This window comes from Neopusillimonas maritima, assembly GCF_003576595.1.
In the GTDB taxonomy this organism is placed as follows: Bacteria; Pseudomonadota; Gammaproteobacteria; order Burkholderiales; family Burkholderiaceae_B; genus Neopusillimonas; species Neopusillimonas maritima.
This window is the reverse complement of record NZ_NQOU01000001.1, coordinates 690,970-716,763: the sequence shown is the minus strand read 5'-3', so window position 1 is coordinate 716,763 and position 25,794 is coordinate 690,970. Positions and strand designations below refer to the sequence as shown.

Below are 25,794 nucleotides of genomic sequence, written 5' to 3'. Positions count from 1 at the left end.
AGGTTTGTTAAAAAGCCCGAAGTGTTCGTCGCTTCGGGCTTTTTGTTTGGCTATCGGCCCAACCTGGTTAGTGTAATTTTTTCGGGTCATCAGGTTGAACATGGAAGGCGTCGTCTTGGGCGTCATCGTCTTCATCGTCGTCGGGGGCAGGTTCTGGTTCGTCTAACTGAAAGGGCAGTACCCCCTCTATTTCCAGGCTCCAGGCTATCTCCTCGCCCTCATGATCCACTTTAATAAAGCGGATGCCTTCGAGGTCGGATAATTGAATGGCCCATAAGAATTCGCATTCGTAGATATCGTTTTTGCCGACGGTTAACCCGCCCTTATTACCCAAAATACGCGTTTTTTTTCCACCAATGGCAACATTGACACCGTCTTTATCGGTTTCGTCCTTCCCCAGTGGGATCCCGAAAATTACCCATTCAAAGCCGGTTTCTTGCGCGTCAATAAGTTCAGCAAGCACGGGTTTGCCAATATAGGCACTCAGCGCGTCGGCTGTGCGGCCGAGTTTGTCGAGCTCTTCCTGGGTAAAAACAAGGGGCGCCGGCGCGCTGGATGTCATAGCAATAACCTGTGTTTCGATTACAAAGCTTTATTCTAGTTGATTCGCATGTCTTAACAAGCGCGGCCTGCTTCTGTCATGGGCGCGGCTTTATTTTTCGTAACGGCCTACAATCGAGGTTTGTTATTTAACGTCTTTTTGAATTCAAGGTATGGCTCAATACGTTTACACCATGAATCGGGTCGGCAAAATTGTGCCCCCGAAGAAACAGATTTTGCGTGATATTTCCCTGTCATTTTTTCCAGGTGCCAAAATTGGCGTACTGGGTTTGAATGGCGCAGGTAAATCCACTCTGCTGAAAATCATGGCAGGTGTGGATAAAGAGATTGAAGGGGAAGCCATCCCCATGCCGGGTATTAAAGTAGGGTATTTACCTCAGGAGCCTCAGCTCAATCCTGAACATAGTGTCAGGCAAGCGGTGGAGGAAGGGATTGGCGAGGTCTTTGAAGCGCGCAAGCGGTTGGATGAGGTGTATGCCGCCTACGCCGAGCCCGACGCCGACTTCGACGCATTGGCTGCCGAGCAGGCGGAGCTAGAGGCGGTCATTGCGGCAGCTGCGTCCAGTGGTTCAGACGATATCGAAACCCAGATGGAAATAGCGGCAGATGCATTGCGTATCCCCGCCTGGGATGCACAGGTGGATAAGCTCTCGGGTGGTGAAAAGCGTCGGGTGGCGTTGTGTCGTCTTTTGTTGTCCAAGCCCGATATGCTTTTGCTGGATGAGCCCACCAACCACCTGGATGCGGAAAGTGTTGAGTGGCTTGAGGTGTTCTTGCGCAAATTCCCGGGTACGGTGGTGGCGGTCACACACGACCGTTATTTCCTCGACAATGCGGCTGAGTGGATTCTGGAACTCGACCGCGGGCATGGCATTCCCTGGAAAGGGAACTACAGTTCGTGGCTTGAGCAAAAAGATGCGCGCTTACAGCAGGAGGAAGCTTCTGAGTCGGCACGCCAGCGCACCATCAAGAAGGAACTGGAGTGGGTGCGACAAAACCCGAAAGGGCGCCAGGCAAAAGCCAAAGCGCGTTTGGCACGATTTGAAGAGCTGTCATCCCATGAATACCAGAAGCGCAACGAAACCCAGGAAATATTTATTCCCGTTGCCGAGCGCCTGGGGAACGAGGTAATTGAGTTCGATGGCGTTACCAAGGCGTTTGGCGACCGGTTGCTCATTGACAACGTAAGCTTCAAGGTCCCGGCCGGTGCAATTGTCGGCATTATCGGGCCCAATGGAGCAGGTAAGTCGACCCTGTTCCGCATGATTAGTGGGGGTGAACAACCCGATTCGGGTGCCGTGAAAATTGGGCAAACAGTGAAGATTTCCCATGTAGATCAATCGCGCGATGCGTTACCCGATGATAAAACGGTATTTGATGCGCTGTCGGACGGTGCAGACTTGATCAACGTGGGCAAGTTTGAAATGTCGTCACGTGCTTATCTGGGGCGTTTTAATTTCCGTGGCGGTGATCAGAATAAACACGTTGGGAATTTGTCGGGTGGTGAGCGCGGCCGCTTCCATTTGGCAAAAACGCTCATTGCCGGTGGTAACGTATTGCTGCTCGACGAGCCGTCCAATGACCTGGATGTTGAAACGCTGCGTGCGCTTGAGGACGCCCTGCTTGAGTTCGCCGGTACGGTCATGGTAATTAGCCACGACCGGTGGTTTCTCGATCGCATTGCCACGCATATTCTGGCATTCGAAGGTGATTCGCAAGTGGTCTTCTTCGATGGCAATTATCAGGAATATGAAGAAGATAAGCGTCGTCGATTGGGTGAAGAAGGCGCAAAGCCCAAGCGCATACGCTACAAATCGCTTAAGTGAGTTGTTACAAAATGCGTGTCTAAAATACGTTTTTCATGGTGGGTTTGTTTATATTAAGATACATTATTTGCGTCTCTTAACAACGTCCATGGCCATATTTTGGCAATCTGAACTCATCGCATTTGCGTTTGTTATTCAAAAATCGGAGGGATCCATGCAATACAAGAAATTCAGCAAACTGGCTGCAGTTATGGTTTTTGCCGGGGCGATGGCCGGCTGTTCAACTTGGGACAGCATGACCGGTCGTGAAAAAGCCGCCGTTACCGGGGCAGGTGTCGGTGGCGTGGTTGGTGCTGCCGTAACCGGTGGTGGTGTATTGGGTACGGTTGGTGGTGCCGCAATTGGTGGTGTAGTTGGTGACCAAATCGGCAAGCACAACGATTAATCGTTATCTCGCATCACACCGTTAACTTAGTAAAACGGCCCCTGCACACAAATGCAGGGGCCGTTTTACTTCACATTTTTTACGCACTTCCCGGTTGAGGGTTAGGTGCGCCGGTTGTCTACTTGAGGCATTTCGATTTTTACCTCAAGGACTTCCAGTGAGTCGTGGCGATCGAGGTTGACCTTGATGTCGTCGGGCTGAATTTTCACATATTTGGAGATGACGTCCACCAATTCTTTTTGCAGTTCGGGCAGAAAGTCCGGGGCGGCGCTGTTTCCGCCGCGCTCATTAATAAGTATGAGTTGCAAGCGGTCTTTGGCGACACTGGCCGAGGTTTTTTTCTGCCCTAATAAAAATGAAAGAAACGACATATTACTTACCCCCGAACAGACGCTTGAGCAGGCCGGGTTTTTCATAGTCAGTAAAGCGTAACGGACGTTCTTCGCCTAAATAACGTGCCACGACGTCTTGGTAAGCTTCAGAAACGTCGCTACCACGAACATGAATGGCCGGTATGCCTTGATTTGACGCCTGCAAGACTGATTCCGACTCAGGCACGACCCCTAAAAGCTTAATGCGCAGAATATCTTCGATGTCTTGCAAAGACAGCATTTCTCCATCTGAAACGCGTTTTGGGTTGTAACGCGTTAGCAACAGGTATTCTTTAATAGGTTCTTCGCTATGGATGGCGCGATGCGATTTGGATGAAAGGATGCCCAAAATTCGGTCGGAGTCACGGACCGATGAGACTTCCGGGTTGGTGACGACGAGCGCATCGTCGGCGAAATACGAGGCCATAAGCGCGCCTGTTTCAATGCCTGCGGGGGAGTCGCACACAATGTATTCGAAGCCCATATGCTTAAGCTCGTTCAGGGTTTTTTCGACGCCTTCGCGGGTTAAAGCATCTTTGTCGCGCGTTTGGGATGCGGGCAAAATGTAAAGATTTTCAATTTGCTTGTCGCGGATGAGGGCCTGTTTCAGTGTCGCTTCGCCTTGAATAACATTGACGAAATCATAGACAACCCGTCGTTCGCAACCCATGATCAAGTCAAGGTTTCGAAGGCCGACGTCGAAGTCGATAACGACGGTTTTAAACCCGCGCATGGCCAGGCCGGAGGAGAAGCTGGCACTGGTGGTTGTCTTGCCCACACCGCCTTTGCCGGATGTCACTACAACAATTCGCGCCATGACGATATTTTTCCTTTATGTTGGAGAGAGTAAATCACGTAATCGTATAGCAAAACAGCTATAAAAAGGTAACCGGGTTTAGCCTTTTGAATCCAGCGGCAAAATATCCAGCTTATCGTTTTGCAACTGAACGATGGCCGGCTTGTTGCGAATGCCGGCTTCCAGTTCGGCCTCAATGACCCGGTACACTCCGGCTACCGCCAGGAGTTCGGGGTCGAGCTGTGTGGCGAAAATTCGTGCGTTGGTATCGCCACGGGCACCGGCCATGGCCTTGCCTCTTAGGGGGCCGTACACATGGATATTGCCGTCGGCAATAACTTCCGCACCTTGGCTTACCATGCCCACCACAATGAGATCGCCGCCTTTTGCGTAAATGCGCTGGCCCGATCTCAAGGGGCGGTCTACCACCATGGTGGTGGACGCGGGTTCGATATTTTCTTTGGGTGTCGAGGTGGTCGGAACGGTATCCGCTTTCCCGGCAGTTGAGTCGATGGTTTGCGTGGTATCGGAAGTTGCGTTCTGGCTCGTGTTTGCCGACGCAACATTTTTGGAGGGCGCATTCGACAAGTCGACAGCCGTTAAGCCTTCACGTAGCGCCGATTCCAGGTTTTTGTCGTTGGCCATCACGCCGATTGGCGAGAGTTTGTGCGTCCGAAGGGCTTTCAGCAGTGCCTTCCAGTTAATGTTTTCCGTTAGTGCCGTTGCATCGATGACAATCGCTTCATTTTCAAAAAATGCGCCGGCGTCTTTCATGCGCTGATCCAGCGCGTTAGTGAGCGCGTTGAGGTCGGCACTGTGTAGCACCACACGAATGGCATACAGTGTTGCGCTTTTGAAGTCGAGCGCGCTGAGATCGGGTTTTGAGGAAGAGTCGCTCACGGAATTCAGAACAGTTTATAAGGGATGGGCGCTATTGTGCCTTTCAGCGCGTTGCGTTGCAATATTTCACACCCATGTGTCTTTCAAGGTAACGGCGCGGTTAAGAACCGGTTTTTCCGGGGTTGAGTCAACTTGATCGGCGACAAAATAACCTAGTCGTTCAAATTGCCAGGTTTTCCCGGGGGCGGCAACGGTGCCGGGCTCAAGCCAGCCTTCGATTGTTTGACAAGAATCTGGGTTCAAGGCCTCAAGAAAATCTTTGTCGCCGGCATCGGGATGCGGATCTGCAAAAAGACGATCATACAGCCTTATCGTGGCGGGTACGGCATGCTTTACGCTGACCCAAGTAATATTTCCTTTGACTTTGACGGAAGACGCACCGGGCGTGCCGCTTTTCGTATCGGGCAGATACTCGGCGTGGACTTCAGTAATGTTGCCGTCTTCGTCTTTTACACAGCCCGTGCAGGTAACGATGTAGCCATATTTGAGCCGAACCGTGTTTCCTGGGAAGAGCCGGAAATATTTCTTGGGCGGCTCTTCGCGAAAGTCGTCACGTTCAATCCAGAGTTCGCGTGAGAAAGGAAATTCTCTTTGGCCGGCCTCCGGATGATGCGGGTGTCGCGGGGCGTGACACAATTCAGTTTGCTCTTCAGGGTAATTGGTAATGATCAGCTTTACGGGGTCGAGAACGGCTACGCTGCGATCGGCGACAGGGTCCAGGTCATCGCGCAATGCCTGTTCGAGTGTGCTGTAGTCGATACGGGAATCGGCCTTGGAGACGCCAACGCGCTCAACAAACAAACGAATCGATGAAGGCGTATAACCGCGTCGGCGCAACCCTGCCAAAGTCGGCATACGAGGGTCGTCCCAGCCTTGTACATGCCCTTCGCGCACCAACTGCAGGAGTTTACGTTTGCTGGTGATGACATAGTTCAAATTCAAACGGGCGAATTCGTACTGGCGGGGCAAGGGTTCGCCCAATTGGCCCAGTTCGGCCAGTCTGGCCAGAATCCAGTCGTAGAAGGGGCGCTGATCTTCAAACTCCAGCGTACAAATGCTGTGCGTAATGCCTTCCAGTGCATCTTCCACGGGGTGGGCCCATGTGTACATGGGGTAAATACACCATTTATCGCCGGTACGATGGTGTTTGGCATGTCGAATGCGATACAGAACGGGGTCGCGCATATTGATATTGGGCGAGCCCATATCAATTTTCGCCCGCAATGCCATGCTGGCGTCGGGGTGTTTCCCGTCGCGCATTTCTTCCAGGCGTTGCAATGATTCTTCAGCAGGTCTGTCGCGCCAGACCGAATTTTTGCCCTTCTCGGTGAGCGTTCCCCGGTTTTCGCGCATTTGTTCAGGCGTTTGTTCATCGACATAAGCGCAGCCGGCCTGGATCAAGGCTTGGGCGAAAGCGTACATGGTGTCGAAGTAGTCGCTGGCGTAATAAAGATTTGTTTCACCTTCGTATTGCCAGTTGAAACCCAGCCATTTCACCGTATCAATAATCGACTGAACGTATTCGTCGTCTTCCTTTTCCGGATTGGTGTCGTCGAAACGCAGATGACAAGTGCCTTGGTAATCGCGTGCCAGGCCGAAGTTCAGGCAGATACTTTTTGCGTGCCCAATATGCAAATAGCCGTTGGGCTCGGGCGGGAAGCGGGTGCGGATTTTGGCCGGATCGGGGCTGCCGTTTTGTTGCACCGATAAGGGGCCTGGGCGTCCGGCCCAGCGTTTGCCTGCAAAACGGTTGGCTGCGAGGTCGTTTTCAATAATCGTGCGCAGGAAGTTAGAGCTGGGAGTGGAGCTGGATTCCGTGGTCATAAGGTCGAAAGCTAGTACGAGAGAGTCAATACAATATTAAAAGAGCATTTTGCCATGATCTGCACCATTTGCCTGAGAGAGAGTCCGCGGTTAGCATTATGTGGCACATTATTCGCGGGATTCTATGACGAACTCACCCCTTTGGTTGGCGCAAATCCAATTTTTCACCAGCTTAGGCTTTCTTTCTTTGTTCCTGCTGCTTGAGTTGGGGCTGGCATGGTTGCTGGTTTATTTTAAGTTGCGGGCGGTGTCGCCGGGCCAACGCGCTTGCTTTATTCAAGCATACCGCTTCTGGGCGCGTATTTTTGCACTAACCAGTATTTTAGCGCTGGCGGCTGGGTTCCCCGTGCTTATTCAATTGGGTACGTTGTGGCCGGGGCTCATGGCGCGCATCGGCGAGGTGGCGGGGCCCTTGCTTGCGGCGGCGGTGTTAACCACTTTCATCATGAAATCCTGCTTTTTGGGCGCGATGCTTTTCGGGCAACGTCGCATGTCGGATCGCGCACATACGTTAGTCGTTGTCATGGTTGCCTTTGGGACGACTCTAGCGCTGTTTTGGGTTCTGGCGTTATTTGCCTGGATGCAAGCGCCGGCGGGTGCGCAGTTTCTTGAGGGTCGCTATCAGGTGACGAGTTGGTTTGACGCGCTTTTCAGCCCATTTCTTTTCAGTTTTATATGGATAGCCATAGCGTTGGCTTTGTTTGGCGCAGCGTTCATGATGATTGGGGTGACGGCTCGACAATCGTTGTGGCAGCCTGTTGATGACAGTCACAGGCAAGTGTTTCGTACGGGGTTGTTTGCTGCCGTGTTGTCGTCTACGTGCTTGATCGGCGCGTTGGGTGTCTATAGCCAACAGGTGGCCGAACTTCAACCTGGAAAAGCGGCCGCAACCGCGGCGTATTGGCAAACTGGAACGCGCCCCGACTTGGCCTTGGTCGGCTGGCCTTCGGAAACACAACAAGTCACGCGTGGTGCGGTGTCGATTCCCAGCCTGGGGCGATTTGCCCTGGGGCGTGATGAAATCGGCAGAGCGGTTGGCTTGGATGAGTTCGCCGGCATGCATGCACCGGTTGCTTTAACTTTCTGGTCCTGGCGCTTTTTAATTTTGGCTGTCGTTTTGGCCTGGTTGCTGGGGGTGTGGTTTTTGTTCAGGTTGCGTCGAAAGTCTTTTGATATTTCGGCCATTTCGCAGCGTATGCGTCGAGGGTTCAGTGGCCTGACCTATCTTGGTTTGCCCGTTTTCGTGTTTTGGTTGGCTTATGTATGGTTTGGCCAACTGCCCTATGCGGTTAACGGTAGTGTGACAACAACTGAAATTCTGGCGGTTACCGGTGCCGGTGAAATTTTTGCCGGGTTACTGGCTTATAGCGCAGTGTATGTGCTGTTTTTTGTGGCATTTGTTCGACTCGTACGGTATTTCATGCGGTATGGCGTTATTCCGGTTGGGCGTCAAAGGGGCAGGGCATGATTGATTCTTTGGTTGTGTTATTGGGTTTGCAAGCCCACGACCCCCATTTTTGGATGCCATTGGCGTTCATGTTCCTGTTCTTCGCATTAGTGGTTGCAGGCACCGTTCTCGATGGTTTTGATATTGGCGTTGGTTGCCTTGTTCCATTTGCGTCGCCTGTTTTGCGTATGCGGATGTTGGCATTGCTGAGCCCATGGCGCGACGCTAATGAGTTTTGGTTGTTGTTGGGCCTAACCTTGCTTGCGACCGCCTTCCCTTTAGCCTGGGAAGCGGTCATGGGGCAGTTGTATGTCCCGCTGACGCTGTTGGGGCTGGGTGTTTTTATGCGTTCGGCCGCATTTGAGTTGCGTTTACGCTCACCGATTGCGTCTCAAAACGGTTGGGCGCTGGTGTTTGCCATGGGTTCGTGGATGACCGCGTTGGCGCATGGTTATTTGCTTGGGCAAATCGTCACTGGTTACGAGTCGGGAGCAGGCTATGTCAGCTATGCGGGGTTTGTAGCGCTTTGCGCAGTCGCTGCATACAGCTTGTTGGGTGCCGCGTGGCTCATGATGCGTGAGCCGGGCGAGCTGCGTGTAAGGGCGGCTTATTGGGGGCGACAGGCAGTGCGCTGGGCGGCTGCGGGTGCGGTGGCTGTGTCACTGGTACTTGCGTTTGCCAACACAGGCGTGTTTTTGCGCTGGACCTCAGGGTCGCAATGGTTGGTCATTGTTCTGCTTTGGGTCTGGATCCTGATCAGTTTCATGATTATTGAAATGATGTTGCAGCGAACCATTCATCGTAGTTATCGTCATGCCTGGTTGCCGTTCTTGCTGGTTTTGCTGGTTTTCCTGATTACGTTGGGCGGCCTTGGGTATAGTTTTTTCCCTTATCTTGTTCTTGATAATGTCACCATCTGGGACGCCGCCGCATCGGTGGATGCTTTGCGGCTTATATTGGCGGCAGCTGTGATTGCTTTGCCGGTGGCGTTAATTTTCAATATTTGGGTGTACTGGCGGATGTTTGGGGTGTCGCGCCCGCCTCAACCCCCGGCTTTTCGCCAACGGGTAAATTAACTTGCACCTCAAGCCCCGGGCCGGGCTTGGCGTTTGCCAGGCTTAAGTGTCCGCCGTGTGCACGGGCAATGGCGTCGGACAGGGCCAAACCCAGTCCAACTGATCCGGTTCGGGTTCGCGCTTTGTCCAATCGGGAAAAAGGTCGCAGGGCTTCAGCATGCTGCGCAGCGGCGATCCCGGGCCCGTAATCACGTATATGAATACATGCATTACCTTCTTCCAGCGTAAGCGACACCTCTACCGGTGGCTTGCCGTGATTCAAGGCATTGGTGACCAGGTTGTCAATCAGGCGCCCCAACGACACCGGATCCGCCTGAATCCAGACGGTGGCTGTTGGCATACCCAGTAAACGAACTTCGCTGCCGGCAGTTTCCCAGGCGTTGATTTGTTCATCCAGCCATTGAGTCAGGTTGAGGGGGGTGAAATGATAGGTGCTGGGGTCCGTTCCACGAACAAAGCCAATAAATTGGTTAACCATGCGCTGCATATCCTGGATGTCTTTGCGCAGACCGTCTTTAACTTCCCCGTCGTCGATCATTTCGGCACGCAGCCACATGCGAGACAAGGGCCCTTTCAAATCGTGGGGCAATCCGGCAAGAAGCGTGCGTTTGACCGTTTCCGATTCGCTCAGTGCATCCAGCATGGCATTGAAACGCTGCCCCAAAACTTTTGTTTCCGTTGGGCCCGACGGCGTGACACGTTGCGGCTGGCCGGCTGCCAATTGATCGGCTGCCCGTGCCAGTCGCGTAAGCGGACGGGTAATATGCCAGGAAAAAGCAGCGGCGACCAACAGCAACAGCCCCATCCCCCCCAACCAGGCGAGAATCGTTTGGCTGCTAACGGGGGGGGATAAACGATCAAGGGGGATAACCAGCCATTCCCGGGTGCGCTTGTCGGGGTTGTCGAAACGGTTGTCGAGTGAAATATAAAGTCGTGGGAGTTCGCCCCGCGATAATCCGACGCGTGTGCCATCATCAAGCCGGTTGTTCAGGGCCGTTACGAAATGGCGCAGCTCACGTCGTAAATCGTCGGGTGGCGACCGTCTTTGTTGACCTGACTCTTCCTGATTTTTGCGTTTTCTTTCGATATTTCGGGTGTTGGAAGGCAGGGTTCGAGACCATAACTGCCACTCGCCTCGCGACGCGTGCTTGACCAGTTCGGCTCGCTCATGTTCCGGTACCTGAGCCAGAGAGGCGCGTAAAGTTCTAATTGTGGTGGCAGTGACTTCAACGGTTACCTCTTCGGTGAATTTCTGACGAAAATGGGCAACCGTTGCAAGGGTGGCGGCCTGTACCACCAGCAAAGTGCCTAATGTCAGCAAAATCAACCGGGTGCTGAGCGAACGGGGAACCAGGCGCTGCGTGAAATGCTTGAATTTCATATTCAGGGCGAAAACCGATATCCCACTCCCCATACGGTTTGAATGTAGTGGGGTTGTTTGGGGTCGTTTTCTATCGCGCGACGCAAGCGCAGTATGGCGATGTCAATTGCCCGATCGTTACGCTCACCTTCTTCGTCGTCACGCGCGAGCGCAAGCAGGCGCTCTCGTGATAACGCTTTGCCAGGATTGCGAACCAGTGCTTCCAGCAAATTAATTTCGCCACCAGTGAGTTTAATGGGGGAGTTCTCTTTCAAGAGCTGCCGGCGTGCGGGGTCGAAGGTGAATGGCCCGAAATGAACAGGTTGCTCTTTAACCAGCGCAGAGGCGCCTTTTTTGCGCCTGAGTACGGCCTCTATGCGGGCCAGCAGTTCTCTTGGGTCAAAGGGTTTGCCCAGATAATCATCGGCGCCGGCCTCCAGGCCGAGTACACGATCAATGGTGTCATCGCGCCCGGTGAGTAAAATAACGGGAATATCCTCCCCCATTTGGCGCAGGCGGCGACAGGCATCGGCACCATCGCCATGAGGCAACATGCGGTCGAGCACGATGAGGTCGGGCGTGTAGCGTTCAATGCGTGCAGGCAAGTCGTGGCTATCGTTCGATAACAAAGTGTCGTAGCCATGACGATTCAGGTAGTCGGCCAGTAACTGCCTGAGCGCCGGGTCGTCATCAACAACCAGAACTTTGGTAAGCGTTTTTTCCATGGTGCGTCAAGTTTGCTGGCTGAATCAAATTTGGGCAAGAGGCGGAAACCAATTGAAATCTGTTGCGTACTATAAAATGCCCGCTGAGCTGTATGCCAATAGGGGCGGCTCGGTAACGCATTTGGGTTTAACTTCTAATAGTTTTTTGGTTTATTAATGTCTTTCTCCTCTTCTTCCCCTCTGGACGTCTTACAGCAGGTTTTTGGTTATGACTCGTTCCGGGGGAATCAACATGAGATTATCGAACATGTTGTGAATGGGGGAGACGCCTTGGTTCTGAAGCCCACCGGGGGCGGCAAATCCCTCTGTTATCAAATTCCAGCATTGGTACGTAAAGGAACCGGTATCGTCGTGTCACCGCTTATCGCGTTGATGCAGGATCAGGTCGATGCATTGCTTGAGTTGGGCGTGCGGGCTGCTTTCTTGAACTCCACACTTGACTGGCGTGAGGCGCGTCAGGTAGAGCAGGCGTTCAGGGCGGGGCAACTCGATGTGTTGTACGTGGCGCCGGAACGATTATTAACGGAACGGTGCCTGGCGTTGCTTGAAGAGGGTGACATAGCACTTTTCGCCATTGATGAGGCACATTGTGTGTCGCAATGGGGGCATGATTTTCGACCAGAGTACTTGGGTCTGTCGTTATTGGCCGAGCGCTGGCCCCAGGTGCCCCGGATCGCGCTAACGGCTACGGCCACAACGGCAACGCGTCATGAAATTATTCAACGTCTGGGGCTGGAGCAGGCCGGGCTGTTTATTTCCAGCTTTGATCGTCCCAATATTTGTTACCGGATGGTTGAAAAACGCGAAGTCAAACGACAGTTGCTAGATTTCATTCAATCCGAACATCGCGAAGATTGTGGTGTGGTTTACGCGCTTTCGCGATCACGCGTTGAGGACACCGCCGAATTTTTAGCCCGGAATGGTATTGCGGCACTTCCTTACCACGCCGGTTTATCGGCGACACAGCGTGCCCAGAATCAAGCCCGTTTTTTGCGTGAGGAGGGGGTGGTGATGGTGGCAACCATTGCGTTTGGAATGGGGATTGATAAACCCGACGTTCGTTTTGTCGCCCATATCGACATGCCCAAGTCTGTTGAGGGCTATTACCAGGAAACAGGTCGTGCCGGTCGCGATGGTTTGCCGGCGACAGCGTGGCTGGCATATGGTTTGCAGGATGTGGTGCAACAACGCCGGATGATTGACGAGTCGACCGGTGATGAAGTGTTCCGGCGCCGTTCCGCTGCGCAACTCGACGCTATGCTTGGATTGTGTGAAACCGTGGATTGCCGTCGTCAGCGGCTGTTGGCTTATTTTGACCAGGCTATCGGGCCTTGCGGCAATTGCGATGTTTGCTTGAGTCCTCCGGAGTCGTGGGATGGAACAGTTGCCGCGCAGAAGTTGTTGTCGGCGGTTTATCGTTTGTGGCGTGAACGCGGGCAGCGGTTTGGCGCAATACATTTAATTGATATTTTGCGCGGCAAGTCAACCGATCGCATCCGGCAGAATCAACATGACGCCCTGTCGGTGTTCGGTGTGGGTAAAGATTTGTCGGAACAGGCCTGGCGCGGTGTTCTACGTCAGTTGCTCGCACGCAATATTCTTGCGGTTGACCAAGAGGGCTACGGCACATTGGCGTTAACCGATGAAAGCCGGGCTGTGCTCAAAGGTGATGCCACCCTTATGTTGCGCAAAGAAACCCTGGACGCGCGTAAAACGCGGCCGGCCAGGCAACGTGCGGCAATGGACGATTTACCGGCTGATGCGCTTGCGCGTTTTGAGGCGTTGCGGGCGTGGCGCGCCGAAACGGCCCGTAGCCATGGGGTTCCGGCTTACGTTATTTTCCATGATGCTACGTTGCGGGAGGTCGCGCTGTCGTGCCCGCAAAGTTTGAACGACCTGGCTCATATTAACGGTGTCGGTGCCCGTAAACGCGAGGCATACGGCGAACAGCTGCTGAGCAGCATAAGGTCGGTCTGATGCCTGCGTCGCACGTTTGCGGGTGACGTTGACGCGTTTACTCAAAAAGGTTGGGCGTGTTGTCGCGTGATGTGGGGGCGGTAAGGCCCAGATGACGCCAGGTTGTTTGTGTGGCCATGCGCCCGCGGGGGGTGCGTTGAAGGTAGCCGTGTTGGATCAGGTATGGTTCGATGACGTCTTCAATCGTGTCACGCTCTTCGCCAATGGCCGCGGCAAGGCTGTCGACTCCCACCGGCCCACCGTCGAATTTGTGCACAATGGCATCCAGCAGTTTACGGTCCATTAAGTCGAGCCCCTGCGGATCGACATCCAGCATCGACAACGCGGCGTTGGCTGTATCTGCGTTGATCACGCCGTCGGATTTCACCTCGGCATAATCGCGCACACGTCGAAGCAGTCGATTGGCGATTCGAGGGGTACCGCGTGCCCGCCGCGCAATTTCCTGGGAGCCATCCGGCGTAATCGTGACATTCAGCAAACCTGCACTGCGGGTGACAATATGGGTAAGGTCGGTAACGCTATAAAACTCAAGGCGCGAAACAATACCAAATCGGTCGCGCAGAGGATTGGTTAGCATACCGGCGCGTGTGGTGGCGCCCACCAGCGTAAAGGGTTGCAGGTCGATTTTTACGCTGCGGGCTGCCGGGCCTTCGCCGATCATGATGTCGATCTGGAAGTCTTCCAATGCCGGGTAGAGAATTTCTTCCACGACCGGCGACAAACGATGAATTTCATCGATGAACAAAACATCGTTGCGTTCGAGATTGGTCAGCATCGCAGCGAGATCGCCGGGGCGCTCAAGGACCGGCCCTGAGGTTTGGCGCAACTGAACGCCCATTTCCTGCGCAATAATGTGTGCCAGCGTGGTTTTACCCAGCCCGGGAGGTCCAAAAAGCAGAACGTGGTCGAGCGATTCGTTGCGTTGCCGGGCGGCGGTAATGAAAATTTCAAGTTGTTCGCGCACATTGTGCTGCCCGACGTAATCAGACAGCATGCGCGGGCGCAGGGCCCTTTCAAGCGTATCCTCGTTAGGCGAGGAGGATTGTGGTGCGACGATTCGCGGCTCTGACGCGGTGCCGGAGAAGGAATCAGAATGAATAGCCATGGCTCAGTTCAGCTTGAAATATTGCGTTAATCGTACACGAGAACGATCGGGTCGGCGACTCTAGCGTGCCAGCGACTTCAGGGCCTGGCGTATGCCCTCGGAAACATCGATATCGGCAGGCAGAGCCTTCAACGCCGCCTGGGACTCACTGTTTGAATAGCCCAGTGCCATGAGTGCGTTCAAAATGTCATCGCGACCGGAGCTCGCGTTTCCGCCGCTCCCATGATGCGCCGGCGCGCCGAGTTTGTCTTTGAGTTCGAGCAGCAGGCGTTCCGCCGTTTTTTTTCCGATGCCGGGTACTCGCGTTAGGCGGCCGGTTTCCTGTTCCCGGATGGCCAGTGCCAAGTCATCGGTGGTCATGCCTGAAAGTACCGCCAAGGCGGTTCGTGCACCGATCCCGGTTACTTTGATTAAAGCGCGAAAGGTGATGCGTTCCTGAGCAGTGAGAAAGCCATAGAGAACATGGGCATCTTCCCGGATCGCCAGATGGGTGTAAAGCGTAACCTGCGCACCTGCCTCGGGCAGGTCGTAAAGGGTACTCATGGGTACATCGATTTCGTATCCCAGCCCCCCTGTTTGCACGCAAATAGTGGGTGGGGTTTTGTCGAGCAGCGTGCCGGTAATGCGTCCGATCATGTCGATACCTTATTCAATAATGTTCAGCGCGATAAACGGCCGCCGCGCAAACGCGCGCCGCCCCGGCCTGATAGTGCTCCGCCGGCATGTAGTTTCGCGGCCAGAGCACCCACGTGTGCATGGCAAATAGCACAAGCCAGGGCATCGGCCGAGTCCGGCGAAGGCAAGCCGTTCAGGTTCAATAAACGCTGAACCATGGCTTGTACCTGTTCTTTGGCGGCGTGGCCGTTTCCAACGACGGATTTCTTGATTTGCAGTGCCGTATATTCGTGGACGTCGAGGTGATGGTCGGCCAGCGCACACATGGCCGCGCCGCGTGCCTGCCCCAATAGCAAGGTTGAGGTTGGATTCGTATTGACAAATACTTTTTCCAGCGCGGAAACGGTGGGGTTATGTGCCTGAATGATCTCCCTGACATTATCCAGAATGGTTTTCAGGCGCTGTGCCAGGGGGAGGTCGGCGGGAACCTGAATGGTGCCACTGGCCACATAGCCAAGGCGCATGCCTTCGACATCGATAATGCCGAAGCCGGTGCGCCGAAGGCCGGGGTCAATGCCAAGGACTCTCATTAATGACGGAAATGACGGGTGCCGGTGAGCACCATGACAATACCGCGTTCGTTAGCGGCGGCAATGACTTCGTCGTCGCGCACGCTGCCGCCGGGTTGAATAACACACGTAGCGCCGGCTTCGGCTACAACGTCCAGGCCGTCACGGAAAGGGAAGAAAGCGTCGGAGGCGACGGCGGAACCGGCCAGACTCAGACCCGCGTTTTCAGCTTTGATGGAGGCAATGCGTGCTGAGTCAATACGGCTCATTTGACCCGCGCCAACGCCCAGTGTCATGCCGTTTGCGGCAAACACAATGGCATTCGATTTCACATACTTTGCAACTTTCCAGGCAAACAGCATGTCGTGCAATTGTTGGGGGGTGGGTTGTTTATCCGTGACGACCTTGAGCAGGCTTTCATCCACCTGGAAGGTGTCGGGGGTTTGTACCAGCCAGCCTCCGCCAACCCTTTTAATATCCATCGGGTTCTGGGCGTTGCCACTGGGCACCTCGAGCACGCGAACGTTCTTTTTGCTGGTGAATACGGCCAGTGCTTCGCCTGAGTAGGCCGGCGCCAATAGCACCTCGACAAACTGTTGTTCTGTAATCGCCCTGGCGGTTTTTTCATCAACCGGACGATTAAAGGCAATAATGCCACCGAAAGCGGATGTAGGGTCGGTTTTGAAGGCTTTTTGATAGGCTTCTTCCGAATTTTCCGCCACCGCCACGCCACATGGATTGGCGTGCTTCACAATCACGCAGCCACACGTTTCAAGGCTGCGCACGCACTCCCAGGCCGCATCGGCATCGGCAATGTTGTTGTATGAAAGTTCTTTGCCTTGAAGCTGGCGATAGCTTCCCAATAGGCCGGCGCCGACCGGTTGGTCAACATAAAACGCAGCAGCCTGATGCGGGTTTTCGCCATAGCGTAGCGTTTGTTCGCGTTTCATTTGCACCGTAAGCATTGCCGGCCAAGGGGTGCGCTCGGGTTCTGCGTTCTGCGCCGGCGCTTCGTTTGCCAGGCTGCTTAAGTACCCGGCAATGGCGCCGTCGTAGGCTGCGGTATGGGCATAGACCTTTGCCGCCAAGGCCAGTCGCAGGGCATAGGAGGGCTGACCGTCCGGGCCGTCGATATCGGCCAGTACTTTTTTGTAATCAACCGGATCGATCACAACGGCGACGCCGCCTTCTTCGGTACCATGATTTTTTGCAGCCGCCCGCAACATGGCCGGCCCGCCGATATCAATGTTTTCCACTGCATCGGCAAAAGTGCAGCCCGGCTTGGCGATGGTTTCGCGAAAGGGATACAAATTCACAACCAGCAAATCAATGCGGTCTATACCGTGCGCTTCCAGCGTTTCTAAATGTTCAGTACTATCGCGACGTGCCAGTAGCCCGCCATGAATTTTTGGGTGTAACGTTTTGACGCGGCCATCGAGAATTTCCGGTGAGCCGGTGTGTTGGGCTACTTCGGTAACAGGCAGGCCCGCTTGCGCAAGCATTTTTGCCGTGCCGCCGGTTGATAAAAGTTTAATGCCGCGCTCAACCAATGCTTGGGCAAATTCAACGATACCGGTTTTGTCGGAAACCGAAAGCAGGGCGGTTTGTATCTTCATGGGTACGACTCAAAAGTAGATGGGTTCAAGGTTGCAAATCGTGCGCGCTGAGTTTCTTACGCAAGGTGCTGCGCGTAATACCCAGCATAGCGGCCGCTTTTGACTGGTTGCCGTGCGTTTTTTCCAGCGCGATTTGCAACACCGGTTTTTCAACGCAGTTGACCACCATGGCCAGAATATCGTGTGGCTCGGTGTCTCCCAGGTCGGCGAAATAACGTTCCAGATGCTCGCGTACACACTGTTCAATGGGGTTGGGATAGTTCATTCTTTTCGCTGTTGTGAGTTCAGGCGGCCAGCGCCTGCGATGGTGTTGTTAAATATTTTTCGGGTGCGAACTGGTCGAACCAGGCTGCCAGGGCGGCGAGTTGTTCTTGACTTTGGTCGCTTTGATTGATGCGTTGAATCAAGGGCGCGCTCAGGGGAAGTTTGCCCAGATACCATCCAACGTGTTTGCGTGCCGATCTTACACCAGTGTACTCGCCGTAGAAACGATAGTGATCTTCAAGGTGTTCGAGCAGGCAATCGCGTAATTCCCCGAAAGTAGGGGGAGGCAGGTAAGTGCCGGTTGCCAGAAAGTGATCGACTTCCCGAAAAATCCAGGGCCGGCCTTGGGCCGCGCGGCCGATCATAATGGCATCGGCTCCCGTGTAATTGAGAACAAAACGGGCTTTTTCCGGACTGTCGATATCGCCGTTGGCGATAACGGGGATATGCAGTTGGCTTTTGACTTCTTTGATGGTGTCGTATTCCGCATGCCCGTTGTATAAGTCGGCACGTGTGCGCCCATGTAAGGTAAGGGCGGAGATGCCGGTGTTTTCCGCCAATTTGCCGATGCGAAGTGCATTGCGCGAGTGGTGATCCCATCCGGTGCGGGTTTTGAGCGTGACGGGAATGCCGAATGGCCGACACGCGCTAACGACGCTTTCAAGAATGCGGGCAATGAGGTCTTCGTGACGCAGCAAAGCGGAGCCGGAGGCGACATTACACACTTTCTTAACCGGGCAGCCCATATTGATATCAATAATTTGGGCGCCTTTACGAATATTGAAAACAGCGGCTTCCGCCATCATTTCAGGGTCGGCCCCCGCAATTTGCACTGCGATGGGGTCGATTTCCCCGTCGTGGTTCAGGCGACGTGATGTTTTGACGCTATTCCATAAACGAGGATTGCTGGCTGCCATTTCAGAGACGGCATAGCCTGCACCCAACCGCTTGCAGAGTTGTCGGTAGGGACGATCGGTTACACCTGCCATAGGCGCAACAAATACACGATTGGGGAGGGTCCAGGGGCCGATTTGCATGGGGGCATTTTAACGTTCCCTGACCAGGGTGGGGAGAGGGAAATAAATTTGGTTACCGACGCAGGCCTTGTAACAGATGATGAGCAAGCGGCATACGCGCTCCTAAACTGAGGTCCATGCCGAGTAAGGCCAGCCCTGCCGCATGTTCTACAAGAGGCTGTTTGGTTGAGAATATGCGCGGCAGGAAGTCGGTAATGCCCGTGGTGAGCCAACGGTCGGGTTTGCGCAGTTGCGTGTAGTGTTCCAGCATAGGGCCTGGGTCCTGGCTTGGTTGAGTAAGCCAAAAACGTAAGGTGTGTGCAAGCTGCGCTGCGTCCCGCAAACCCAGATTCAGCCCTTGGCCCGCTACCGGATGTAATGTTTGAGCTGCATTGCCGATTGCAATACCTCGCCGGCCGATGCGTGTGGGGCCCGCATGCAGCGAGAGTGGGTAGACAGCGCGCTCGCCCAAAACAGATAAAGTGCCCAGCCGTTCGCCAAAAATACTTTGTAGTTGGGTGTTGAAATCGGTATCGGGGGCGTCACGCAATTGCGCAGCGGTGTCGGGCCGGCAGCACCACACAACGCCATAGTGATTGGCGCCGGAGGGGTGGGGTAACAATGCTAGGGGCCCCTGCCGGGTAAATCGTTCGAAAGCCCAGCCTGGGCGCGGCTCACCCGCCTTCACCACTGTTAATACGGCACACTGGTCGTATTGTTTGTTGAGCCCTTTGGGGCGAATGCCATCAGATTGCACGCCCATATAAGCTTGAATCCTGCGAGTGTCGGCCAGCACTTCCGGATATTCATTCAACTGCAGTGCGGCGTGTTTAAGTTCAATGCAACTGATGCCGCTGCTTGCCAGCGAGTGGTGCAGCTCAGTTAATAGGTCGGTGTAATTGACTACCCCCCCCAGTTCCGCAACATTAAGGTCGGTATGTTGAATGACGGTTCGGCCCAATCGCCCTTGTTGCGAAACATGCACCGTTTCGATGGGCCGATAGTGTGCAGGCCAGGCCTTTAGCTTGCGTAAGAGTTCAATACTGCCGTGATTGACCGCGATTGAGCGCGGGTCGGAAGCCTCGTTGGGCGAAGCCCCCCGGCGCATGAACGACGCGCCAACCAGCGCAATCCGTTCGGGCTGTGGGGCGTAGCGCGCAAGCATTAAGGCAAGCGCGCTACCAACCGGGCCGGCGCCCGCAATCACAATATCGTAGTCGGGGTCAGACATAAAGGGGCCGAGCTTGAATACAATTCGGCTATTCGGTTATGAGTTTAAGAAATGTCTACACATCGAAGTAAAGTTATTGTATCGCTGCTGGCGGCTGTGCTGGGCGTGTTTGGAGCACATTGGTGGTATCTGCATCGTCGTGGTGCGTGGTTGTTTACGCTGGTAACCGCCGGCCTGTTGGCGTTTGCGCTTAGCCGCCCGGTTTGGTGGGATACACCCGCTTTTCTGCTTTTGTTCATTCCGGCCGCAGCCGGTTATATTGAGGCTCTCATCTTCTGTCTTAAGCCCGACAGTTGGTTCGATCAGCGCTATAACAACGGTGTGTCGATTACTCAAACCGGCTGGGGGCCAGTTGTAATCGCTATTCTGACCACGCTATTTGGCGCAACAGTCGTTATGTTCGGTCTCGCTATGACCGTGATTCATGTTTATGAACAGTTGGGTTGGCTGGATGGCTATACTTACTGAAAAATAGCCTGGCCCCTTGTCGAACAAGCTTCTACAGGCTATAATTTTGCTTCTTTGGTTATACAGGAGCTTTCTGCGGTGAATACCGACTCAAGCGACGACAGTTGTCGATTATCTATCGACCGAACAAGTCACTAGGGCGATTTCGGCAGTAAGCCATGCCACGCCCGGTGACACAAACAAGGGTGTGGCAGTCAATTTTTCGGAGTTCTTCCGAACAACCGACTCCACTTTAAATATGAATAGATTCTGCGCAGTCAGTGCGCGGGTCATCACGCTGTGCTTGTTTTCATCAAAATGGCACGCGGAGGAGTTGTGTTATGCGTTTATTCAATCTTTTTTTGCGTCGTGCCGGTGTACAAACCATGCCGGCTGGTATTGTCAAGAAACCGGCCGTGTCGCGTTTAACGCTGGTTTGTTCCCGCGCAAACATGGGGCAAATTCGTAAAACACTTTATCGCGACTTCGGTGTGGCTGGGTTGAGCGTTGGTTCAATGCAGGTCGACCGCGCACCCGATCCGGCGCTGGTCACAGCGTGTGTCACGGTTTCTTGCCCCGACGACTTGAAGCCGGCACTTATGAATCAGGCGCGCCAATTGAAAAAACTGGAAGGTGTGCGTGATGTACGCTGGGGCGATCATCGGCATATTGCTTTAAACTAAGCCGGTTGTCTTTCACAGAATCTGTGTCATGGATGTCCTCGGTTGGTTGACGCCGTGGGAGTTCTCCCCGGCTTTATTGCTCATGTTTTTCGTGGGCATTGTTTTGTTTGTTCGTGGCACACGTGTGCATCGGGTTTCGGCAGCGCGTCAGGCGCTGTTCTGGGTGGGCCTGGTGTTTCTTTACCTGTCGCTTCATACCCGCGTTGATTATTACGCCGAGCGCTTGTTCTTTGCGCATCGGCTGCAGCATCTCGTGCTTCATCATCTTGGTCCGCTACTTATCATGGGGGCATACCCGGGGCAGGTGCTGCGTGCCGGCTTGCCTTTGTCGCTGCGGGCTTGGTTACGTCGGTTTTTGCAAACACCGTTTGGGCGCTTCTGGGTTTGGTTGTTAACGCACAAAATTCTTGTGCCGTTCATGTTCGTGTTCCTCGTAGTGGTCTGGCTGATTCCCACTGTCCAGTTTTATTCCATGCTCGATTGGCGCTTGTATCGCCTGATGAACTGGTCAGTGGTTATTAGCGGCTTTTTGTATTGGAATTTGATTCTCGATCGTCGGCCAAGCCCCCCTGCGGTCATGTCGCCGGGTGGGCGAATTATTTCCCCGGTCATTACCATGGTGCCGCAAATGGTGGTGGGAGCCATCATTACCTTCACCGAATATGACCTTTACCCAATTTTTGATCTCTGCGGTCGGGCTATTCCAGGTATGTCCGCCGTGACCGACCAAGGTATCGGCGGTCTCACAATGTGGATTCTGGCGGGGTTTGTCGAGGTTTTCGGTTTATTGTTTGCATTGGGTACGCTGATGCGTTTGTCCGCCAAAAAGCGGTTGACGACACCGCGTCAGCGCGCCTTACCAGCTAAGGCATCGGGGGCTGCATGAGGTTAAAGCGCTGGCTGTGCACGGTTTTTCTGGTGTGCGCTGCAGGAGCGCAAGGTTTGCAGGCACAACCTGTGGGGTTGCCAAGCATGGGTGCGGCCTCCTCGGCCGACCTTTCCCCCGCATTAGAGCAAACCCTGGGCGACGCCATTATGGAACAAGGGCGTCGTTTCCCTTCGTATATTAACGATGCCGATGTCTCTCAATATTTATTGGGCTTGGGGCGTCGTTTAAGCCAGGCCTCATCAGGCGCAGATGTCACCGTCTTTGGTGTTCGCGACCCTTCAATTAATGCGTTCGCGCTGCCGGGGGGTTACGTTGGTATTAATAGCGGTCTTATCGTGGCGGCCGACAATGAGTCACAGTTAGCTTCGGTTGTGGCGCACGAAATCGCGCACGTCTATCAACGCCATGTCGCCCGCGGCATGACACAAAGCACGAAGTCACGAAATATTGCATTGGCGTCAATTGCCGGCGCGCTGCTTGCAGCTTTGGCGGGTAGTGGTGACCTGGCCATGGGTGTTGCGGCATTCGGCCAGGCGGCGGCAGTTGATCAACAACTTGGCTTCTCGCGTCAGGCTGAACAAGAGGCGGATCGGGCCGGCTTTGAAATGCTCACCAAGGCAGGGTTTGATCCTGCGGGAATGGTGCAGATGTTTTCCAAGCTCGAGAACGCCGCACGGCTGAATCGAGGTGAGGGCGGCGGTGCTTACGCAAGTACTCATCCGCTCTCCATTCAGCGTATGTCGGATATTGAAAACCGTGCCAGGGGAATGTCAGCAGGGCGTCATCAAGATAGCGACGCCTTCTGGTTTGTTCGCTCCAAGCTGCGCGTTCTTCAAGCGCGCGACTCTGGCTCTGCACGTAATGCCGAGTCTGTGTTGCGGCAAGAAGCGTCTCAATATGAAGGGGTCAGGCGCGCTGCTGCGTGGTATGGGCTGGCGTATCTGGCCTGGGAGCGCAAAGCATATGACGAGGTTGCGCAGGCCTTGCGCCAAGCCGGAGCTCAAGGGGTTCAGTCGCCCCCAATGGCCAGCCTGGAAATTGATTTGGCGATGGCCCGGAATCAAGTTGAACAAGCACGTCAAATCGCCGATCGGGCTCTGGCGCGTTGGCCCGAGAACCAGGGGGTAGGCCTGGCCGCCGTTGAGGCATTATTGAAGAACAATGAAACGTCCGCTGCGTTAAAACAGCTGGATAATTTAATTGAGCGCTGGCCTGAAGAGCCACGGTTTTATCAACTGCAGGCGCAAGCCTTTGAACGTCTTGGTCAGCCGGTTAAGGCGCGTCGGGCCATGGCCGATTATTACGAAAAAATGGGTGCTTTGGCGGCTGCGGTGGTACAGCTTCAGCAGGCAAGGGGGCTTTCCAATGATTTCTACGAGCAATCAGAACTTGATGTGCGTATTCGGGAGCTTCAGGATCGGGTGAGAACCAATCGTGAGTTACTTGAACAGTTCAGGTAAGGCGTTCAAAATAGTTGGCCATTCGGTTAGGCAGCCAGTTCAGGTTGCCGGGAAAGCCACCGGTAATAAAACCCACGTGCCCGCCTTGCGCCGGTTGGTGCAACAAAATGGCATCCGAGCACTCGCTCGTTCCAGGTAAAGATGCCTCGGGTATAAACGGGTCGTTGCGGGCGTTTAAGATGAGCGTGGGCCTGCTGACTGACTTGAGCACGGGTTTGGCTGAGGCACGAGTCCAGTAATCAAGTGCATTCTTATAGCCATGCATGGGCGCCGTGTATAAGTCGTCAAAATCACGTATGGTTTTAACTTGTCCGAGCTTGAAAGTATCCGTAATACCGGGAAAACGCTGTGCTTTTTCGCGTATTTTGGTGATCATGCTTTTCAGAAAATATCGCGAATACACCTGACGACCGGCCGGTGTGCGCGATAAAGCCTCTCCTGCCGCCACTAGGTCGAGTGGTACTGAAATAGCCGTGCAAGCATGCAACCAATGCGTGCTTTCGGCATTTTCACCCAAATATTTAACCAGTGCATTGCCGCCTAACGATACCCCGGCGGCGTGCCATTTGGCGTTGGGAACTTTGGATTTGAGTTGCGCCAAAATGAAGCCGATTTCATCGGTGTCACCCGAGTAGTATGCTCGGGCCATTCGATTTGGAAAGCCTGAGCATCCGCGGAAATGCGCGACAACAACAATCCAGCCGCGCGCCCGAAAATAGTGCGCAATAGATTGCGCGTAACGGCTTTGGCTGCTGCCCTCCAAGCCATGAAACAGGACCAGAGCCGGGATATCGCGGGCATGGTTGAGTACTTGTTGATCGGGCGGTTCCAGCCAGCGTCGTGCTGCCGTGTGTGCCAAAGCAGGATCGGGTTCAACTTTTCGGTTATCGGCGGAACGATCGGCGAACAATCCCGGCGCAGTCCAATCGAAGTCGACAAAATCGCCGTCGGGTGTGGTGACACGTTCGCGTATAAATGCAACCCGATGAAAGCGGGCGCCTGCAGCACCCCAAATCGTTTGCATGTGCCCATTCGGTAACCACCAGGGTGTGGGACAGACGGAAGGATCGAATTGAGCGTTCACTTAGTGCGTAAAGCCCTTGAAATTAAAACTTGAGGGGGCGGTAAGCCAGGTTAATGGCTGTGCACTGTCTGGCCGGGTTTGAGCTGGTAGGTTGCGCTGCAATAAGGACAAACGCCCTGACCGGATTTGGCCACTTCGATATAAACCCGGGGATGCATTGACCACAGCGGTGCCTTGGGCCCGGGGCAATATACCGGCAGGTCGGAGGCATCGACCTCGATGACGTCACCATGGGGAACAGATTTGTCTTCTGCGCGATTCATGAAGGTTCCTGAATAGAAGAATACCGAATGGCGGCATTGTACCAATTGCGGGCATTCACGCAGAATGACTCAACAAACTTGGTTGAGTCGGATATCATTTGTCGTTTCAGCATTAACTGTCAGCATGCTGACATATTTTATAACGGGGTTTTGCCTTGTCTTTGCCGTCCAGCCATTCGGTGCCCATCAAGCAGGCACGCGCCTGGCATAGTTTCAACACGGGTTTTCGTCAGGTTGCACCTACCATGGTTGCGACAAGTTTGTGGGGTTTTGTGACCGGCATTGCCATGATCAAAAGCGGCATGTCCGAGGTGATGGCGACCTTGATGACATTGTTTGTGTACGCGGGTTCCGCGCAGCTCACTGCTTTGCCGCTGATTGTTGCCGGTGCACCGGTCTGGTTGATTTTTTTGGCCGGTTGCGTCGTAAATATTCGTTTTGTCATTTTCGGCGCCGCATTGCAACCGTATTTTCGCCGTTACCCTTTTCTGCAACGCTTGGGGTTGGGGTATTGGTCCAGCGACATGGTTTTTGTTTTATTCATGACGCGCTACGGTGATGCGAAAAAGCGGGGGACCCGGGATCAACTCTATTTTTATCTTGGGGTGATCGTTCCCGGCTGGATTTCCTGGCAGATTGCCTCGATTGCCGGTATTTATCTGGGTGCGATCATTCCTCAGTCGTGGTCGCTCGAGTTTGCCGCCACGTTGGCATTGCTGGCCATTACCGTTCCGCTGGTGAAAAATATCCCCATGGCGGTTGCGCTGGTGGTGGCGGGTTGTATTGCCTGGGTAGGGCAGCCGTTGCCACTGCGGTTGGGGCTGGCCGCTGCCGTTATAGGTGGAATTGTGGCGGGTGTTATGGCCGAAAAGCATCGTGATCGTACTAAAGGAGGGCGTCATGTTTGAACCGGGGACTGACGCTTACATTTTGGCCGTCATTGTATTTTTGACGTTATGCAGCTTGATTACGCGAGCCGGATATTTTTTGTTTGGTGACTATCTGCCCTTAACCGACGGCATTCGACGTGCGCTGCGTTATGCGCCGCCGGCCGCGCTAATAGCCATTGTAGTGCCTGAGGTTTTGCCTTGGGGGGAAGGTGCGGCTGCCTTTGTAGACCTTAAAATGCTGGCGGTGCTGGTTGCGGTGCTGGTTTATTTGCGTACTCGCAGTGCGGTGTTGGTTATGGTCAGTGGCATGGTGGCGTATTGGGTAATCCGCGCGCTATTGGGCTAGGCGAGGCGAAAAGTGGTTCGATAACGCTAAGTCGTGGATATTTAACGACACTTTCGCCCGGTTATCGA

The 25,794-nt window shown here is 54.1% G+C and carries 27 protein-coding genes; 11 read left to right on the top strand and 16 right to left on the bottom strand.

Annotation, left to right across the window (positions count from 1 at the left end):
* Positions 1–67: 67 nt before the first annotated feature.
* Complete coding sequence (locus CJO09_RS03510; RefSeq protein WP_119441072.1) at positions 68–562, bottom strand: hypothetical protein; 495 nt, start codon at positions 560–562, stop codon at positions 68–70.
* A gap of 151 nt (positions 563–713) precedes the next feature.
* Here CJO09_RS03510 and ettA point away from each other — a divergent pair, with 151 nt between their 5' ends.
* Together ettA and CJO09_RS03500 are read left to right on the top strand one after the other, a co-directional pair.
* Positions 714–2,387 (top strand): energy-dependent translational throttle protein EttA, encoded by a 1,674-nt coding sequence (gene ettA / locus CJO09_RS03505; protein ID WP_119441071.1) that lies wholly within the window; start codon positions 714–716, stop codon positions 2,385–2,387.
* 154 nt (positions 2,388–2,541) lie between these two features.
* Entirely contained in the window at positions 2,542–2,772 is a 231-nt protein-coding gene (locus tag CJO09_RS03500) for a glycine zipper 2TM domain-containing protein (protein WP_119441371.1), read from the top strand.
* A gap of 101 nt (positions 2,773–2,873) precedes the next feature.
* Here the strand turns inward: CJO09_RS03500 and minE are convergent, their stop codons facing one another.
* The 4 genes from minE to CJO09_RS03480 all read right to left on the bottom strand — a co-directional run bounded on the left by minE (position 2,874) and on the right by CJO09_RS03480 (position 6,663).
* Entirely contained in the window at positions 2,874–3,143 is a 270-nt protein-coding gene (gene minE, locus CJO09_RS03495) for a cell division topological specificity factor MinE (protein ID WP_119441070.1), read from the bottom strand.
* Position 3,144: 1 nt separating this feature from the next.
* Positions 3,145–3,960, bottom strand: coding sequence for a septum site-determining protein MinD (gene minD / locus CJO09_RS03490; protein WP_119441069.1), 816 nt, complete (start codon positions 3,958–3,960; stop codon positions 3,145–3,147).
* Between the two features lie 78 nt (positions 3,961–4,038).
* Positions 4,039–4,839: a septum site-determining protein MinC gene (gene minC / locus CJO09_RS03485; RefSeq protein WP_119441068.1), complete on the bottom strand. Its 801-nt coding sequence runs from the start codon at positions 4,837–4,839 to the stop codon at positions 4,039–4,041.
* Positions 4,840–4,905: 66 nt separating this feature from the next.
* Entirely contained in the window at positions 4,906–6,663 is a 1,758-nt protein-coding gene (locus tag CJO09_RS03480; RefSeq protein WP_119441067.1) for a glutamine--tRNA ligase/YqeY domain fusion protein, read from the bottom strand.
* A gap of 124 nt (positions 6,664–6,787) precedes the next feature.
* Between CJO09_RS03480 and CJO09_RS03475 the strand changes: the two genes are divergently transcribed.
* Together CJO09_RS03475 and CJO09_RS03470 are read left to right on the top strand one after the other, a co-directional pair.
* A complete protein-coding gene (locus CJO09_RS03475; RefSeq protein WP_119441066.1) occupies positions 6,788–8,131 on the top strand; it encodes a cytochrome ubiquinol oxidase subunit I in 1,344 nt (447 codons plus the stop codon).
* On the top strand, positions 8,128–9,186 hold the full coding sequence (locus tag CJO09_RS03470) for a cytochrome d ubiquinol oxidase subunit II (protein ID WP_119441065.1): 1,059 nt from the start codon (positions 8,128–8,130) through the stop codon (positions 9,184–9,186). Before CJO09_RS03475 ends, CJO09_RS03470 begins: the two co-directional genes overlap by 4 nt.
* Here CJO09_RS03470 and CJO09_RS03465 read toward each other — a convergent pair.
* Both CJO09_RS03465 and CJO09_RS03460 read right to left on the bottom strand, forming a co-directional pair.
* Positions 9,107–10,567, bottom strand: a complete 1,461-nt coding sequence (locus tag CJO09_RS03465) for a sensor histidine kinase (RefSeq protein WP_119441064.1) — start codon at positions 10,565–10,567, stop codon at positions 9,107–9,109. The two genes, CJO09_RS03470 and CJO09_RS03465, sit on opposite strands and share 80 nt — an antisense overlap.
* A 2-nt stretch (positions 10,568–10,569) precedes the next feature.
* Positions 10,570–11,271, bottom strand: coding sequence for a response regulator (locus CJO09_RS03460; RefSeq protein WP_114420043.1), 702 nt, complete (start codon positions 11,269–11,271; stop codon positions 10,570–10,572).
* Positions 11,272–11,427: 156 nt separating this feature from the next.
* On the opposite strand from CJO09_RS03460, the gene recQ reads away from it, so the two are divergent.
* Positions 11,428–13,248 carry a DNA helicase RecQ gene (gene recQ, locus CJO09_RS03455; protein ID WP_119441063.1) on the top strand — a complete coding sequence of 607 codons (1,821 nt, stop codon included), beginning with the start codon at positions 11,428–11,430 and terminating at the stop codon, positions 13,246–13,248.
* A gap of 37 nt (positions 13,249–13,285) precedes the next feature.
* Here recQ and ruvB read toward each other — a convergent pair whose 3' ends face one another.
* From ruvB to CJO09_RS03420, 7 genes are read right to left on the bottom strand one after another with little or no spacing between them, the layout of a single operon-like run.
* Positions 13,286–14,353: a Holliday junction branch migration DNA helicase RuvB gene (gene ruvB / locus CJO09_RS03450; RefSeq protein WP_119441062.1), complete on the bottom strand. Its 1,068-nt coding sequence runs from the start codon at positions 14,351–14,353 to the stop codon at positions 13,286–13,288.
* 60 nt (positions 14,354–14,413) lie between these two features.
* On the bottom strand, positions 14,414–14,989 hold the full coding sequence (gene ruvA, locus CJO09_RS03445) for a Holliday junction branch migration protein RuvA (protein WP_119441061.1): 576 nt from the start codon (positions 14,987–14,989) through the stop codon (positions 14,414–14,416).
* A gap of 23 nt (positions 14,990–15,012) precedes the next feature.
* Entirely contained in the window at positions 15,013–15,558 is a 546-nt protein-coding gene (ruvC, locus tag CJO09_RS03440; protein WP_119441060.1) for a crossover junction endodeoxyribonuclease RuvC, read from the bottom strand.
* A complete protein-coding gene (gene purH / locus CJO09_RS03435) occupies positions 15,558–17,153 on the bottom strand; it encodes a bifunctional phosphoribosylaminoimidazolecarboxamide formyltransferase/IMP cyclohydrolase (RefSeq protein ID WP_119441059.1) in 1,596 nt (531 codons plus the stop codon). Before purH ends, ruvC begins: the two co-directional genes overlap by 1 nt.
* A gap of 25 nt (positions 17,154–17,178) precedes the next feature.
* The gene (locus tag CJO09_RS03430) at positions 17,179–17,418 is read right to left on the bottom strand and encodes a helix-turn-helix domain-containing protein (protein ID WP_114420035.1); all 240 of its coding nucleotides are present in this window, start codon (positions 17,416–17,418) and stop codon (positions 17,179–17,181) included.
* Positions 17,419–17,437: 19 nt separating this feature from the next.
* Entirely contained in the window at positions 17,438–18,454 is a 1,017-nt protein-coding gene (gene dusB / locus CJO09_RS03425; RefSeq protein WP_119441058.1) for a tRNA dihydrouridine synthase DusB, read from the bottom strand.
* 52 nt (positions 18,455–18,506) lie between these two features.
* Positions 18,507–19,664: an FAD-dependent monooxygenase gene (locus CJO09_RS03420; protein ID WP_119441057.1), complete on the bottom strand. Its 1,158-nt coding sequence runs from the start codon at positions 19,662–19,664 to the stop codon at positions 18,507–18,509.
* A 51-nt stretch (positions 19,665–19,715) separates the two neighbouring features.
* On the opposite strand from CJO09_RS03420, the gene CJO09_RS03415 reads away from it, so the two are divergent.
* The 4 genes from CJO09_RS03415 (at position 19,716) to CJO09_RS03400 (ending at position 23,143) form a co-directional block, all read left to right on the top strand.
* Positions 19,716–20,132 carry an NINE protein gene (locus CJO09_RS03415; protein WP_119441056.1) on the top strand — a complete coding sequence of 139 codons (417 nt, stop codon included), beginning with the start codon at positions 19,716–19,718 and terminating at the stop codon, positions 20,130–20,132.
* 320 nt (positions 20,133–20,452) lie between these two features.
* Entirely contained in the window at positions 20,453–20,794 is a 342-nt protein-coding gene (locus CJO09_RS03410; RefSeq protein WP_119441055.1) for a hypothetical protein, read from the top strand.
* 28 nt (positions 20,795–20,822) lie between these two features.
* On the top strand, positions 20,823–21,680 hold the full coding sequence (locus tag CJO09_RS03405; protein ID WP_119441054.1) for a cytochrome c oxidase assembly protein: 858 nt from the start codon (positions 20,823–20,825) through the stop codon (positions 21,678–21,680).
* A complete protein-coding gene (locus CJO09_RS03400; RefSeq protein ID WP_245961208.1) occupies positions 21,677–23,143 on the top strand; it encodes a M48 family metalloprotease in 1,467 nt (488 codons plus the stop codon). Before CJO09_RS03405 ends, CJO09_RS03400 begins: the two co-directional genes overlap by 4 nt.
* Here CJO09_RS03400 and CJO09_RS03395 read toward each other — a convergent pair.
* Both CJO09_RS03395 and CJO09_RS03390 read right to left on the bottom strand, forming a co-directional pair.
* Positions 23,136–24,167 (bottom strand): YheT family hydrolase, encoded by a 1,032-nt coding sequence (locus CJO09_RS03395; RefSeq protein ID WP_119441053.1) that lies wholly within the window; start codon positions 24,165–24,167, stop codon positions 23,136–23,138. The genes CJO09_RS03400 and CJO09_RS03395 overlap by 8 nt on opposite strands.
* Before the next feature lie 110 nt (positions 24,168–24,277).
* Positions 24,278–24,490: a zinc-finger domain-containing protein gene (locus CJO09_RS03390; protein WP_119441052.1), complete on the bottom strand. Its 213-nt coding sequence runs from the start codon at positions 24,488–24,490 to the stop codon at positions 24,278–24,280.
* Positions 24,491–24,735: 245 nt separating this feature from the next.
* On the opposite strand from CJO09_RS03390, the gene CJO09_RS03385 reads away from it, so the two are divergent.
* Together CJO09_RS03385 and CJO09_RS03380 are read left to right on the top strand one after the other, a co-directional pair.
* Positions 24,736–25,398 carry an AzlC family ABC transporter permease gene (locus CJO09_RS03385; protein WP_119441369.1) on the top strand — a complete coding sequence of 221 codons (663 nt, stop codon included), beginning with the start codon at positions 24,736–24,738 and terminating at the stop codon, positions 25,396–25,398.
* Positions 25,391–25,726, top strand: coding sequence for an AzlD domain-containing protein (locus tag CJO09_RS03380; protein WP_114420014.1), 336 nt, complete (start codon positions 25,391–25,393; stop codon positions 25,724–25,726). The genes CJO09_RS03385 and CJO09_RS03380 overlap by 8 nt, the downstream gene beginning before the upstream one ends.
* The last annotated feature ends 68 nt before the right edge of the window (positions 25,727–25,794 follow it).